At 72.9% G+C, this 13964-nt stretch carries 14 protein-coding genes; 3 read left to right on the top strand and 11 right to left on the bottom strand.

Going from position 1 to position 13964, the window contains the following annotated elements; all coding sequences use genetic code 11:
- The first annotated feature begins 34 nt into the window (after positions 1-34).
- Together FDO65_RS13465 and FDO65_RS13460 are read left to right on the top strand one after the other, a co-directional pair.
- Positions 35-868, top strand: a complete 834-nt coding sequence (locus FDO65_RS13465) for a class I SAM-dependent methyltransferase (RefSeq protein WP_166442187.1) — start codon at positions 35-37, stop codon at positions 866-868.
- Positions 865-1872, top strand: a complete 1008-nt coding sequence (locus tag FDO65_RS13460) for a 3-methyladenine DNA glycosylase (protein WP_205850026.1) — start codon at positions 865-867, stop codon at positions 1870-1872. Before FDO65_RS13465 ends, FDO65_RS13460 begins: the two co-directional genes overlap by 4 nt.
- A gap of 102 nt (positions 1873-1974) precedes the next feature.
- On the opposite strand, the gene FDO65_RS13455 is transcribed toward FDO65_RS13460, so the two are convergent.
- The 10 genes from FDO65_RS13455 to dacB form a co-directional block, all read right to left on the bottom strand.
- Positions 1975-2490, bottom strand: a complete 516-nt coding sequence (locus FDO65_RS13455; protein WP_205850025.1) for a DUF3180 domain-containing protein — start codon at positions 2488-2490, stop codon at positions 1975-1977.
- A 12-nt stretch (positions 2491-2502) separates the two neighbouring features.
- A complete protein-coding gene (gene folK / locus FDO65_RS13450) occupies positions 2503-3003 on the bottom strand; it encodes a 2-amino-4-hydroxy-6-hydroxymethyldihydropteridine diphosphokinase (RefSeq protein WP_137450209.1) in 501 nt (166 codons plus the stop codon).
- On the bottom strand, positions 3000-3389 hold the full coding sequence (gene folB, locus FDO65_RS13445; protein WP_137450208.1) for a dihydroneopterin aldolase: 390 nt from the start codon (positions 3387-3389) through the stop codon (positions 3000-3002). Before folB ends, folK begins: the two co-directional genes overlap by 4 nt.
- Positions 3382-4269 carry a dihydropteroate synthase gene (gene folP, locus FDO65_RS13440; protein ID WP_137450650.1) on the bottom strand — a complete coding sequence of 296 codons (888 nt, stop codon included), beginning with the start codon at positions 4267-4269 and terminating at the stop codon, positions 3382-3384. The genes folB and folP overlap by 8 nt, the downstream gene beginning before the upstream one ends.
- A gap of 44 nt (positions 4270-4313) precedes the next feature.
- The gene (gene folE / locus FDO65_RS13435; protein WP_137450207.1) at positions 4314-4925 is read right to left on the bottom strand and encodes a GTP cyclohydrolase I FolE; all 612 of its coding nucleotides are present in this window, start codon (positions 4923-4925) and stop codon (positions 4314-4316) included.
- Positions 4922-7414, bottom strand: a complete 2493-nt coding sequence (gene ftsH / locus FDO65_RS13430) for an ATP-dependent zinc metalloprotease FtsH (RefSeq protein ID WP_137450206.1) — start codon at positions 7412-7414, stop codon at positions 4922-4924. The genes folE and ftsH overlap by 4 nt, the downstream gene beginning before the upstream one ends.
- Positions 7415-7755: 341 nt before the next feature.
- Positions 7756-8340: a hypoxanthine phosphoribosyltransferase gene (hpt, locus tag FDO65_RS13425; protein WP_137450649.1), complete on the bottom strand. Its 585-nt coding sequence runs from the start codon at positions 8338-8340 to the stop codon at positions 7756-7758.
- Between the two features lie 221 nt (positions 8341-8561).
- Positions 8562-10094, bottom strand: coding sequence for a tRNA lysidine(34) synthetase TilS (tilS, locus tag FDO65_RS22545; RefSeq protein WP_137450205.1), 1533 nt, complete (start codon positions 10092-10094; stop codon positions 8562-8564).
- A 19-nt stretch (positions 10095-10113) separates the two neighbouring features.
- Positions 10114-11187 carry a zinc-dependent metalloprotease gene (locus tag FDO65_RS13415; RefSeq protein WP_137450204.1) on the bottom strand — a complete coding sequence of 358 codons (1074 nt, stop codon included), beginning with the start codon at positions 11185-11187 and terminating at the stop codon, positions 10114-10116.
- Positions 11188-11195: 8 nt separating this feature from the next.
- Positions 11196-12593: a D-alanyl-D-alanine carboxypeptidase/D-alanyl-D-alanine endopeptidase gene (dacB, locus tag FDO65_RS13410; RefSeq protein WP_137450203.1), complete on the bottom strand. Its 1398-nt coding sequence runs from the start codon at positions 12591-12593 to the stop codon at positions 11196-11198.
- Between the two features lie 342 nt (positions 12594-12935).
- Here dacB and FDO65_RS13405 point away from each other — a divergent pair, with 342 nt between their 5' ends.
- Complete coding sequence (locus FDO65_RS13405) at positions 12936-13499, top strand: inorganic diphosphatase (protein WP_137450202.1); 564 nt, start codon at positions 12936-12938, stop codon at positions 13497-13499.
- A gap of 105 nt (positions 13500-13604) precedes the next feature.
- Here FDO65_RS13405 and FDO65_RS13400 read toward each other — a convergent pair whose 3' ends face one another.
- Complete coding sequence (locus FDO65_RS13400) at positions 13605-13916, bottom strand: DUF2516 family protein (protein ID WP_205850024.1); 312 nt, start codon at positions 13914-13916, stop codon at positions 13605-13607.
- Positions 13917-13964: the final 48 nt, after the last annotated feature.

Here is a 13964-nt window from a genome sequence, read left to right as displayed (position 1 = left end):
CAGCCTACTGGCCACCGCAGGTCACACTGGTCCGGTGACTGCCTCCCGGAGCTCCGCGGACGACGAACGACGGGCCCGACTGGCCCGCTCCTTCGACGCCGTCGCCCGGGACTACCACCGGTACCGGCCGGGCTACCCCGAGCGCGCCGTTCGCCTGGCGCTGCCCGACGGCGGGGCCGACAGGTCCGCCCGGTGGGACGTGCTCGACCTGGCGGCGGGAACCGGCATACTCACCGGCGCGGTGCTCCCGTGGTGTCGGTCGCTGGTGGCGGTCGAACCGCTGGCCGGAATGCGGGAGCAGTTGACCGGTCGGCACCCCTCCATCACCGTCCTGGACGGCCGGGCCGAGGCCATCCCGCTGGCCGCCGCGAGCGTCGACGCAGTGCTGGTCGGTCAGGCGTTCCACTGGTTCGAGCCGCACGCCGCGCTGGCCGAGGTGGCCCGCGTCCTGCGCCCGGGTGGGGTGCTCTCACTGCTGGCCAACGAAGCGCGCGACACCCCGGAGACCCGTCGACTTCGGCGCGACATCCAGACGGCCAAGGACCGCCTCGACCGACCGACCCGGCGACGGACCACCGACGGATCGGCGGCCGTGCCCCCGGAACCGACCGGCTCGCCGTTCGCGCACCCCGCGTTCGCGATCCCCGTGCACACCGTGGTGCCGTGGACCCGTTCCCTCACCGGGCCGCAGTTGCTGGCCGAACACCACACGCATTCGATCGTGCTGACCGCGTCAGCGGCCCGACGGGCCACCTTCGACGACGAGGTGCGGGCCGCCCTCGACCGCCACCGGGCCGATCGGCCGGCCGACGAGCCACTGGGCCTGCCGATGCAGTGTCACGTCTGGCGGGCGGTCCGGCGGTCGTGAACGCACCCCTCGGACCGGACCCGGACCCCGTCCACGGTCTGATGCTGCTCGCCGACGCCGACTGGCGGCCGCTGGCCGCCGCCCATGAACAAGCCGCCGACGAGCTGACCGCGAGCCGACGGGCCCGGGCCCGGGTGGGCGCGAGCCACCCGGTGGAGGACTTCCTGTTCACCTACTACCGATTGCGCCCGGGCGAACTCCGGCGTTGGCACCCGGGCGTCGCAACAGCGCTGGTCGGGGCCGACGGCCGGGCCGGCTGGCGGCATCACCGTGTGGTGTCCACTGCGGCCGGCGTCGCGGTCACCGTCGACGCCGCCGCGCTGGCCCGGGACCGGGCCGGCCTGGTCTCCCTGCTCCGCCGGCTGCTGCCGGCCACCGACGCGGCGACGCCCCAGTTCGGCTGCTTCGGACTGCACGAGTGGGCGATGGTCTATCGACCGACCACACCCCCGGCCGGACCGCTCGGCGCCATGCTCCCCGGCGGTTCGCGGGCCGCCGCCCCGTCGTCCGCCGAACCGGACGCCCGGCGGCACCGAGCGTGGCCGCTGCGGCTCGGGCAGTCCGGAACCGATGCCGTCGTCGAGGCTTCGGCGCTGCGCTGCAGCCACTACGACGCGTTCCGCTTCTTCACCCCGGCCGCCGTACCCCGCAACGCGACCACCCCGGACGTCGACCACCGCGTCGCGAACGAACAGCCGGCCTGCCTGCACGCCGGGATGGACGTCTACAAGTGGGCCTACAAGCTGGGCCCGGCGGTTCCTGGCGACCTCCTGCTGGACGCGTTCCGGCTGGCTCGGGACATCCGCGCGGTCGACATGCGGGCTTCGCCCTATGACCTCGGTGACCTGGGCTATCAGCCCATCGCCATCGAGACGGCCGCCGGCAAGGCCGAGTACGTCGCGCACCAGCGGGTGTTCGCCGACCGGGGCCGGACCCTGCGGCGGCGGCTCATCGCCGTGGTCGGGCAGCTCGTCGCGCCGCTGGTGGCAGACCCCCGCCGCTGATCGCCGCTGCGCCCTCTCACACCCCGTCAGGTGGCTCGCGACCGGGCGGAACATGCCGTGTCGGCCGCGGTGCGGCTACGTTACCGGCCAGTGCCAGGCGGGTCAGGAGGCGTCCGGGGTGCGGCAGCACCGCTCGAGGAACAGCGCCCCGGCGACCATGACGGCCGACCCGGCGACGCCGATGAGTGCGGCGATCCCGTCGGCCTGCGCCGCCGCCACGACCGACCAGCTGGGCAGCACGTGCAGCAGCACGCCGATCCACAGCCCGGCCAGCGCGGCGCCGGCCAGCGCCGTCGCCTTGGCCGCCATCAGGGCCCGGGCGGCCGTTAGCGCCGGGACCGGTTCGACCCGGTCGGACCAGTCGCCGGCGGACGTCGGACCGACCTGGGAGCCGCGCGGCCGGCGATCGGCCGACCGGCGCAGCCGTTGCCGCAGCACGTAGCCGTAGACGGCCTCGGCGATGCCCAGCACCGCCGGAGCCAGGCCCGCGAACTGCGGGAGGCGGGGCATCCGGTTGTAGTTGAACCGCACCAGCAGGTAGCCCAGGACCGCGGCGACGACGGCGACGACGGCCAGGTCCCGGGCCCGGGTCAGACCGATGCCCTCCGGCGCGCTCACCGCCGACACTCCTCAGCGCACATGACCGACCCGTTCGATCCCGGTGACGTCCAGCGACTCCAGGAGGTCAGCCACCGGGCCGGCGTCCGGGAGTTCGGCGGCCGGGTCGATCTCCACCCACGGCAGGAGCACGAAAGCCCGCTCGGCGGCTCGCGGGTGCGGCAGCGTGAGCTCCGGATCCGAGCTACGGACCGGCCGGCGATGCACCTCGACGGTGACGACGTCGGCGTCCAACGTCCGCGGTCCCCATCGCACCGCCGCCGGCGACCGGTCCCGACCGGCGGCCCGTTCGAGCTCCCGGCAGCGGTCCAACCAGACGCGGGGCCCACGGCCGCCGTCCTCGGCGATCAGCACCAGGTTGTAGTAGTCGGGCTGGGGCACCGGGCCCCACGGCGGTGTCCGGTACGCCGAGGACACCGCGCGGACCAGGTCGCCCAGGGCGTCGACCGCCGACTGCAGATGCGCCATGCGGTCGCCCTCGTTGCTGCCCAGCGACAGCACCGCGCGGCTCATGGCGCCGGCGCCCCGGCCCGCCCGCTGCGGACCGAACGCCGGATGGTGACGCTCACGTCCGCGAAGGTCAGCGGGATCGGCGCGCTCGGTTTGTGGACGGTGACCTCGACCGCGTGCACCGGGTACCGCGCCATCACGGCGTCGGCGATCTCGGCCGCCACCGTCTCGATGAGATCGCGCGAGGGCCCGGCGACGACGTCGGCGGCCAGCTGGGCCAGCTCGCCGTAGTGCACCGTCCTGGTCAGGTCGTCCCCGGCGGCCGCGGCGGTCAGGTCCAGCCAGAGGACGACGTCGAGGACGAAGTCGTGCCCGTCCCGCTTCTCCTGCGCGAACACCCCGTGCTTGCCGTGGACGACGAGCCCGGTGAGCGTGATGCGGTCAGCCACGGCGCCCTCCCTGGTCGATCGGCTCCGCCGGGCCGGCGGGCCGCGGTCGCCACCGGGCCAGACTGCGGGTCGGCCGGACTCCGGTCGCGTGGTGGGCCACCAGGACCGCGTCCCGGGAGGGGCGGGCCTCGTGGACCCGGACGGCCCACGCCCCGGCCGCCGCGGCCAACCCGGACAGCACGGTGGTGGCGTCCTCCCGACCCTCCGGCGGGCGGGGACCGGACTCGTCGGCCAGCAGCGCGCCCAGGAACCGCTTCCGGGACGCGCCGACCAGGATGGGCAGGCCCCAACCCGGACCGTGCTGGCCGGTCATCCGGGGCAGGGCCCGCAGCAGGGCCCAGTTGTGGTCGGCGGTCTTCGCGAAACCCAGACCGGGGTCGAGGACCAACCGGTCGGCCGCGACGCCGGCGCTGATCGCCGCGTCGACCCGGGCGTCGAGTTCGGCGTGCACGTCGTCGACGACGTCGTCGTACCGGGCCAGGTCGTCCATGCCGGCGCTGTGGCCGCGCCAGTGCATGAGGATCCACGGCACGCCGGCATCGGCCACGACGGCGGCCATCTCCGGATCGGCCAATCCCCCGGAGACGTCGTTGACCACCACGGCCCCGGCGGCCAGGGCCTGGGCGGCGACCGCGGCCCGGGTGGTGTCGACGCTGCAGGCGATGCCGTCCCGGGACAGTGCCGCGATGACCGGCACCACCCGGTCGGTCTCCTCCTGCGCCGACACGCGGTGCGCGCCGGGCCGGGTGGACTCGCCCCCGATGTCGAGGAGATCGGCACCCTGCTCGGCCAGCCGACGGCTCCGTTCGACGGCGGCGGCGGGGTCGAGGAACCGTCCGCCGTCGGAGAACGAGTCGGGGGTGACGTTGACGACCCCCATGACGAGGGTGCGGAGGTCGGCGGGATCCACCGGTGCGGTGCCGTTCACCGGCCGGTGATCAGGCTCATCGCCTCGGCCCGGGTGCGGTCGCGGGACTGGAAGATGCCGCGGACGGCCGAGGTCGTCGTGGTGGCCCCGGGTTTGCGGACGCCGCGCATCGCCATGCACAGGTGCTCGGCCTCGATGACGACGATGGCGCCGGCGGGACGCAACCGCCGGACCAGGGCGTCGGCGATCTGGGTCGTCAGCCGTTCCTGCACCTGGGGGCGCCGGGCGTAGCCGTCGACCAGCCGGGCGAGCTTGGACAGCCCGGTCACCCGGCCGTCCGGACCGGGGATGTACCCGACGTGGGCGCGACCGAAGAACGGCACCAGATGGTGCTCGCACGTCGAGTACATCTCGATGTCCCGCATCAGGATCATCTCGCTGTGCTGCTCGTCGAAGACGGTGGCCAGCACCTCGTCCGGGTCGGTGTGCAGCCCGGAGAACTGTTCGGCGAAGGCCTTCGCCACCCGCATCGGGGTGTCCAGCAGACCGGCGCGGTCAGGGTCCTCCCCCATGGCCAGTAGCAGCTCCCGCACCGCCGACGCCGCCCGGGGCAGGTCGACGACCTGCGCACCGGACGCGGCGGCGGGAGCCTGCTGCGTGGCCGTCACCGGCGGCCGTCCCGCGGCGGGGCCCACGGATCACCCGGCTCGTCGGAACCGGGACCGGCGGCCGGCGGCGGGGTGGCCGGACCGGCCGGCGGCACCGATCCGCCGGGGCCGGGCCAGGAGGGACCGGGGTGGTACGGGTTCGCCGGCGGCTGGGCCTGGCCGTTCCCCGCCGGGTACCCCGAGCCGTTGGCCGGGCCCGCGGAACCCTTGTGCAGGTTCGGGCCGGAACCGTTCGTCCCGCCGTTGCCGTTGCCGTTGCCGGCCGCGGCCCGCTCCTCGTCGGACCAGCCGGGCAACGGGGCCAGCGGGCCGGGCAGCACACCGCCCCGCCAGTCGGCCGTCGACGGCTGGTTCCAGGTGGGACCTGTGGGCGCGCCGCCCGACGAGCCGGCGTTCGGCCCACCGGGGTAGTCGACCCGCGGGCCGGCCGAATAGCCCGACTGCGGCCCGGTGGTGTAGCCGGACTGCCCGCCCGGGCCCTGCAGGGCCCCGATCGGCACCGGAGGCTGACTCGGCTGACCGTTGCGGTCCTGTCCCTGGGCGTCGCTCACCGGGGGCGGCCACTCCTCGCCGCGTTCCAGGGCCAGCTCCCGCGGCGTCTTGATCGGCGGCCGGTCCGACGGCAGGCGGGTCCCGAATTCGTCGAACGTGGTGATCCGGGGGCGCTTCTCGACGTCGGCGAAGATGACCTCGAGATCGCGACGCTCCAGCGTCTCCTTCTCCAGCAGCGCAGCGGCCAGATCGTCGAGGATGTCCCGGTAGGTGTTGAGCACCGCCCAGGCCTCGGTGTGCGCGGCCTCGATGAGCGCCCGCACCTCGCTGTCGATCTCGCTGCCGACCTCGATGGAGTACTCCGGACCCGAGCCGTAGGTGCGGCCCAGGAACGGTTCGTCGTCGCCGTGGCCGTACTTGACGGCACCGAGCTTGGCCGACATGCCGTACTCGGTGACCATCGCGCGGGCGATCTTGGTGGCCTGGGCGATGTCGGAGGACGCGCCCGTGGTCGGCTCGGCGAAGACCAGTTCCTCGGCCGCGCGACCACCCATGGCCATGACCAGCCGGGCGATCATCTCCGAGCGGGTCATCAGGGACTTGTCGTCCTCGGGGACGACGAGGGCATGCCCGCCGGTGCGGCCGCGGGGCAGGATCGTCACCTTGTAGACCGGCTCCAGCCCGGGCATGGCCCAGGCAGCGAGGGCGTGGCCGCCCTCGTGGTACGCGGTGATCTTCTTCTCCTTGTCGGAGATAATCTTGCCCTTGCGCGCCGGCCCACCGACCACGCGGTCGACGGACTCCTCCAGCGCCGCGTTGGTGATGAGCGTGCCGTTCTCCCGGGCGGTCAGCAGCGCCGCCTCGTTGATGACGTTGGCCAGGTCCGCGCCGGACATGCCGACGGTCCGCTTGGCCAGCGACAGGAAGTCGACGTCCGCGGCGAACGGCTTGCCCTTGGAGTGCACGGCCAGGATGGCCTGCCGCCCCTTGAGGTCGGGCTGGCCGACCGGGATCTGCCGGTCGAAACGGCCGGGCCGCAGCAACGCCGGGTCGAGGATGTCGGGCCGGTTGGTGGCGGCGATGAGGATGATGCCGCCCTTGCCCTCGAAGCCGTCCATCTCGACGAGCAGCTGGTTCAGGGTCTGCTCGCGCTCGTCGTGACCGCCACCCATGCCGGCACCGCGGTGCCGACCGACGGCGTCGATCTCGTCGACGAAGATGATCGCCGGCGCGTTCGCCTTGGCCTGCTCGAACAGGTCGCGGACCCGGCTGGCGCCGACGCCGACGAACATCTCGACGAAGTCCGACCCCGAGATCGAGTAGAACGGCACCCCGGCCTCGCCGGCGACCGCGCGGGCCAGCAGGGTCTTACCGGTACCGGGCGGGCCGTAGAGCAGCACGCCCTTCGGGATCTTCGCGCCGAGCGCCTGGTAGCGGGTGGGGTTCTGCAGGAAGTCGCGGATCTCGTCGAGCTCCTCGACGGCCTCGTCGGCCCCGGCCACGTCGGTGAACTTGGTCTGCGGCATGTCCTTGGTCAGCAGTTTGGCCTTGGACTTGCCGAACGACATGACCTTGTTGCCGCCGCCCTGGGCGTTGTTCATCATCCACAGCAGGAACAGGATGATGAGCCCGACGGGTATCAGGTAGATGAGCAGCGAGAACAGCGCCGACTCCGAGGAGACGGTGGTGTTGTAGCCACCCGAGATGTTCGCGCTCTGGACGGCCTGGAAGATCTGGTCGGTCGACTGCAGCGGGTACTGCGTGTAGATCTGCGTGGCGCCGTCGACGGGGTTGTTGAGCGTCAGCCGGAGCCGCTGCTCCTTGTCGTCGATGATCGCGCTCGCGACGTTCTTGTCCGTCAGCTGGGACAGCGCCACCGAGGTGTTCTGCTGCACGTAGCCGCGGGTGTCGTCGGCGAAATAGGAATAGGTCAGGTACAGCAACAACGCCACGGCGACCCACACCAGTGGCGACTTCAACAGACGCTTACGGTCCATGCGGCTTCCGGCCGCTGACGCGGCCTCGACCCTCCTGACGATGTCGAGCGAGTCCGTTCCACCGTCGGGGGACCCTGCGGGTTCCCCGGCGGCTGCTCATCCGGGCAGCGCAGGGGCGCAACCAGAGGATCGAGCGTACCGCGCAGGCCCGACAGTTCTCCGACGTCGCCTACCCGGTCACCCGCACGAACGACTGTCGGACCTCCGGCGTTCCCGTCCGGCCCATGCTCACAGCGAACAGACCAACCGGAAGCGACGAACGGTGACCGGCCGAGCTGCGGGCCCGGCGAGATCTCAGCTGTACCTGGTGACCGGCCGAGCTGCGGGCCCCGCCCGAGATCTCAGCTGTACATGTGAGCGCCGAGCAGCCCCACGAACGGCAGGTCGCGGTAGCGCTCGTTGTAGTCGAGGCCGTAGCCGACGACGAACTCGGTGGGGATGTCGAACCCGACGTAGCGCACGTCGACATCGACCTTGAGGGCCTCGGGCTTGCGGAGCAGGGCGACCACGTCGATCGCCGCCGGTGACCGGGTGGCCAGGTTCTTCTGCAGCCAGGACAGCGTCAGGCCGGAGTCGATGATGTCCTCGACGATCACCACGCGGCGACCGGTGATGTCCCGGTCGAGGTCCTTGAGGATGCGCACCACACCGGAGGACGAGGTGGCCGACCCGTAGGAGCTGACGGCCATGAACTCCAGCTCGCTGGGGATGGGCATGGCCCGGGCGAAGTCGGTCGTGAAGGTGACCGCGCCCTTGAGCACGCAGATCAGCAGCGGCGGCGAGTCCAGCTCGTGGTCCGCGGCCACCGCCGCGGCCAGCTCGACGATCTTGGCCTGCAGCTGGTCCTCGCCGATCAGGGTGGCCTTGAGCTCCCCCGGGTACCCGTGCCCGGCGCCGGGATCACCGTCCGGGCCGTCCGCCGGGATCGCGTCGGCGGCGTCGATCCGGGTGGTGCGGAATCCGCCCGCCGGGGTCGGGTCCGCGTCCGCGTCGGATGCAGGGGTGGTGACGTTCACTGTGCTCCTCGAGGGATCGGCGGGGGCCCTTGTGCGGTGACGTCCCGAGCTTGCCATCCGCCGCGCCACCCCGATGCCGCCGGGTCCCGCCCGACCGGATGAACCGGACGGGACCGCGACGGGCGCACCGCTCAGAGCTCGACGGTGTCGTTCTCCTGGCCGATCATGTTGTCCGGGTTGCGGGTGACGGCGGCGCGCAGAATGCCCAGCAGCTGGACCATCCGGTTGCCGGGACCGTCCCAGTACTCGGCGCTGTCGGCGTGCACCTTGATCAGGCCCAGGTTGGGGGTGTCGAGCCCGTCCGGGAACCAGGCGTTCAGCACCGGGCTCCACAGCTCCTTCGCCTTGGCCTTGTCGTGGACGATCGAGGCGGTTCCGGCGATCGACGTCCACGCGGTGTTCTTGGCGTTACTGAACGAGACGTTGACCGAGGGGTTGGCCTGGATCTCGGCCACCTTGTCGGAGTCGTCCTCGACGAAGAACCACAGGTCCCCGTCGAACTCGATCTCCTGCAGCGCCATGGGGCGGGCCAGGTGCTTGCCGTCGGTGGTCATGGTGGTGAGCATCGCGATCCGGGCGTCCTTGACCAGCTCGGCCACCTTGGCGACGCCTTCCTCGTGCTCGGCGGCGGTCGTGCCGCCGGGCCCGGCGGGCGTGCTGAGCGGAGTGTTCATGTCCTGTTCCTCACGGTGGGCGGTCGGGGTCAGGTGCACTCGGTTCCCGAGCCGTCCGGCGTCGAAACCGCCGGGCAGCCGCACCCTCTCGTGGCCACCGGGGGTCGTCACCCGGCGGTCGAGCCGGTGCAGGTGATCGGCGGTGAGCGTCGTGACGCCGTGGTCGGCGGCCCAGCGTCGCAGCACGCGGGTGCGCACGGCCCGGGGCCACCCGGCCAACCGGTCGGCGGTCAGCGCCCCGTCCGGGCGGCGGCACTCCCGGTCGGCGCGGGCGGCCAGCTCGTCCAGTCCGTGCAGGTCGTCGGCCATCAGCGTGGCCGTCCGGGCCAGGGCCGGGGCCACCCCGCCCCCGAGGACGTTTTCCAGCAGGGGCAGCACCTCGGTGCGGATGCGGACCCGGGTGAAGGTCCGGTCGCGGTTGTGCGGGTCCTGCCAGGGTCGTAGCCCCGCGGCCCGACAGGCCGCCTCGGTGTCGGCGCGGCCGACGTCGAGCAGGGGGCGCCCCCACGGCTCCCGCCACGGGAGCATGCCGGCGATCGACCGTGGCCCGGACCCGCGGGCCAACCCGAGCAGGACGGTCTCGGCCTGGTCGTCGCGGGTGTGGGCGAGCAGCACGGCGCCCGCGCCGCAGGCGGCGGCCGACTCGCGCAGGGCGGCGTACCGGGCTCGCCTAGCGGCGGCCTCCGGGCCGCCCGGGCCGGCGACCCGCACCGTCCGGACGTCGACCTGCGGATAGCCCAGGGCCAGCAGGTCGGCCCGTACCTGGCCGGCCCGCGCGGCGGACCCGTCCTGCAGGCCGTGGTCGACGGTGACGGCGGCGATACGGCGGTCCCCCGGCTCCGCCGCTGCGACCCGTGCGACGGCCAGCGCCAGCGCCAGCGAGTCGGCGCCGCCGGAACACGCGACCAGGACCGGCCGATCGCCGGGGGCGTGGCGGTCCAGCCACGCGCGGACGGCCCGCTCGACCGGTCCGGTGGCGACCCCGTTCACGACGCGCCGCGGACCCGGGTCAGCCCAGGACCCGACGCACCCAGACCTCGGGTGCGGTGATCTCGGCCCGGGTCGGCAGGGTGTCCGCCGAGGTCCAGACGGTGTTGAAGCCGTCCATGCCGGCCCGGTCGACGACGGCGCGGACGAACGCCGCGCCCTTGACGTACTGGCTCATCTTCAGGTCCATCCCCAGCAGCGCCCGGATGAGCCGGTCGACGGGGCCGCGCGTCTTGGCCCGCCGCGCGGTGAACGACGCGCGGATGCTGGCGACGGAGGGGACGACGGCCGGGCCGACGGCGTCCATCACGTGGTCGGCGTGGCCCTCCAGCAGGCTCATGAAGGCCATCAGCCGGTCGAAGATCTCCCGCTGTTCCGGGCTCTGCAGCGTCTCGACCCAGTTGCCGGAGTCGCGACCCGCGCGCCCCCGCCGGGCGGTGACGGCGGCGACGGCCCGGCTGACGACGGCCGACGGGTCGGTCTCCGAGCGGTCGGCGAATTCGGCCACCAGGCCGCGGAAGTGTTCCCGCAGCCACGGGTTGGCGGTGAACTGCAGCCGGTGGGTGCTCTCGTGCAGACACACCCACAGGCGGAAGTCGACCGGGTCGGCCCGCAGTTCGCGTTCGACCTTGACGACGTTCGGGGCGACCAGCAGCAGCCGCCCCGGGTCGCCGGCGGCGGACGGCACCATCGGGTCGTACTGACCCAGGACCCGGCCGGACAGGAACGCCAGGACCGCGCCGATCTGGGCGCCGGTCACTCCGCGGGTCAGACCCTGGGCCGGTCCGGTGAGCTGGGCGCCGAGCTTGTCGGTGATCGGGGCGGTCAGCTCGGCCATCCCGGCGGCCGTCGCGGCCACCCACCCGGGCCGGTCGACGACCTCGGCGTCGGCCACCGGCAGGTCGGCGCCGAGCCCGGTCGTGTCCCGGACGGCCAGTTCGGCCTGGGCCGACAGTTCCCGCAGGTCGGCGACGACAGTCGCGGCCTCCGCGGGGGTCACCTTCGGCCCGGCGGGCGCCAGCCGCTGCCCGGTCCGGACGGCGGTGGTCCAGTCGATCGGCGACGGCGCGGACCCGTCGGCGGGGTGCGGACTCATCGGGCCGCTCAGGTGCAGCCGCAACCGCGGAGCGCGGAGGCGACGGCGTCGAGGGCCGGACGGGTCCCGGAGGTGACCCCGTTGGAGACGAACGCGAAGACCAGGATGCGGCCGTCCTGGTCGGGCACGTAGCCGGTCAGGGCGTAGGTGACCTGCAGTGATCCGGTCTTGGCCCGCACCCAGCCGGCACCGGCCCGGGAGGCCCCCTCGGCGTACCGGTCGGCCAGGCTGCCGGACACCCCGGCGACCGGCAGCCCGGTCAACAGGTTCCGCAGGGTCGCCGGGTCGCCCTTGACGGCCCGGTCCATCAGCTGGGCCATCACGATGGGCGCCACGCGGTCGTCGTTGGACAGCCCGGAACCGTCGTAGATCTCGACGCCGATCGGGTCGACGCCCAGGGCCTGCAAGGCCTCGCCGATGGCGGCGGTGGCTCCGGCGAAGCTGGGCGGCGCGCCGCGGGCGATGGCGACCTGCCGGGCCAGCGCCTCGGCCAGCACGTTGTCGGAGTTGACCAGGGCCTGCGAGAGCAGCACCGACAGCGGCTGGGAGGACACCTGGGCGATGACCTCGCCGCCCTCCGGAGCCGTGCCGTTGACCAGGGTCAGGTTCTCGTTGCCGAGCAGCCGGGCGAGCGCCTTGCCGGCGGTGTTCGCCGGGTCGCCGGTGCGGGGCGAATTCTCGTTGGACGGGTCCACACGGTCGCCGTCGACCATCAGCGGCGACATCTTGGTGATGTAGCCCTGGGCGTTACCCGAGGTGCCTTGGATGTCGCCGGTCAGCCAGCCCTGGGCGAAGTCGGGTCCGGTCCAGTACGAGGTGTCCAGGACGATGCGTTTGACGACGACCCCGCTGGCCTTGATCTGTGCGGCCAGGTCGGACATCAGGGGCGCGCCCTCGTAGACGGTGCCCACCTTCGGGTCGCGGGCCGACAGCGTCACGTCACCCCCGCCGACCAGGACGATGTCGCCCTCCTGGTCGCCCTTGACGACCCGGGTGACCAATCTCTCGGTGGGGTCGGCCGACGTCAGCAGGGCCGCCCCGGTGAGCACCTTGGTGGTCGACGCCGGGATCTGCAGGGCATTGGGGTTCTCGCTCCACAGCGTGGTCCCGGACGCCGGGTCCATGATCACGCCGGAGAACTGGCCCAGGGCCGGATTGGCCAGCGCGGAGGCGAGCTGCGCAGCGACGCCCGCTTCGGTCGGGGCCTGGCCCGACCCGGTCAGCGGGGCCAGCGCGGCCGCCGGAGCGGTCACCGCGGGATCGGAGACCGAGGCCGCCGTCGAGGACCCGCCATTGCTGCTGTTACCCGGCCGGAGCAGGACGAATGCCGTCACCGCCAGGGCGACCACCACGACCAGGCCCACCACGATCAACGCCGTGCGCCGATTTCCCCGCACCGTGGCCACGCCGTACCTCCTGCCGTCTCCGGCCCGGATGGTCCCCGGCCCGCCCCTCGTCACCGGCCGGCGACACCGTGCCCGCCCGCATTCGGCGACGGCACGGCGGCGCTCGTCGCGCCCGGCACCGGTCCAGACTAGAGTCTGACGAGTTCTCGATCGGCGTCCTGATCTCGGGACACGTCCTGGGGGGCCTCACGAAAGCCGGTGCCGTTCGCGCGCGCCGAGCCGACGTCCCGTCCCCGTGTGCGTGACGAACCGGACGGGACGACAGAATCAGACACTGAGACAGCACCTGACTGACACTGTCGCCGACCTGGAGTCGGCGCCGGCCGAGCGAAAGGCGACACGGTGGAATTCGACGTCACCATCGAGATCCCCAAGGGCAGCCGCAACAAGTACGAGGTGGATCACGAGTCCGGTCGGATCCGCCTGGACCGGACCCTGTTCACCGCGACGCAGTACCCCGCGGACTACGGCTTCATCGACGACACCCTGGGCCAGGACGGCGATCCGCTGGACGCGCTGGTGCTGCTCTCCGAGCCCACATTCCCGGGTTGCCTGGTCACGGCCCGGGCCATCGGGATGTTCCGCATGACGGACGAGAAGGGCCCGGACGACAAGGTCCTCTGCGTGTCGGCCACCGACCCGCGGCAGAACCACCTGCAGGACATCACCGACCTGCCGATCTTCGAACGGCTGGAGATCCAGCACTTCTTCGAGGTCTACAAGGACCTGGAGCCCGGCAAGAGCGTCGAGGGCGCCGAGTGGGTCGACCGCGCGGCCGCCGAGGAGGAGATCAAGATCTCCTACGACCGTGAGCGCAAGCACCTGGCCGCCCTCGAGGCCGCGGGGAACGTGCACGAGGTGAGCTCGGACAAGACGGTCGAGGCGCCGAGCCCGGGCCGTCACTGACACTCCCGTCCACTCCGGGCGACCGGAGCGGATACCCGACGGGGCCGGACACACCACCGTGCGGTGGAGGTGTCCGGCCCCGTCGTCGTTGGGTCGGGTGGGGGTCTACCAACGGCCGCCGCTCTGCACCTCACGCAGCCGCGGACGGACGTCGAGCAGGTAGACGAGGCTGCCGGTCAGCGCGGCCAGCCAGAAGATGGTCTGCGGGGCGAACAGCCCGAAGACGATCGACATGCAGAGCACCACGCCGCAGGCGCCGGTGATGCCCGTCCAGGTGCCCTTGGTCTGCTTGTCCGCGGCCGCGAACGCGTCGGGTCGCCGGCTGAAGGCGTCGACCATCGCGAAAATTCCCAGGGCCGCTCCGGCGAAGGAGAGCGCCAGGTTGATGGCACCGGTGATCGTGTAGGCGATCTGCACCACCCCAGGGTAACCGGAGCCGGTCGCCGGCCGGCGTCGCCGACCTGG

It is taken from the genome of Nakamurella flava (genome assembly GCF_005298075.1).
In the GTDB taxonomy this organism is placed as follows: domain Bacteria; phylum Actinomycetota; class Actinomycetes; order Mycobacteriales; family Nakamurellaceae; genus Nakamurella; species Nakamurella flava.
The sequence above is the reverse complement of the archived record's forward strand: the minus strand, read 5'-3'. Positions and strand labels throughout refer to the sequence as shown.

Bases quoted from the DNA above. Each gene is read 5' to 3' on its own strand.
- folK (WP_137450209.1), bottom strand. From the start codon at position 3,003: ATGAGCCGCGCGGTGCTGTCGCTGGGCAGCAACGAGGGCGACCGCATG.
- FDO65_RS13415 (WP_137450204.1), bottom strand. From the start codon at position 11,187: ATGAGTCCGCACCCCGCCGACGGGTCCGCGCCGTCGCCGATCGACTGG.
- folP (WP_137450650.1), bottom strand. From the start codon at position 4,269: ATGGGGGTCGTCAACGTCACCCCCGACTCGTTCTCCGACGGCGGACGG.
- ftsH (WP_137450206.1), bottom strand. From the start codon at position 7,414: ATGGACCGTAAGCGTCTGTTGAAGTCGCCACTGGTGTGGGTCGCCGTG.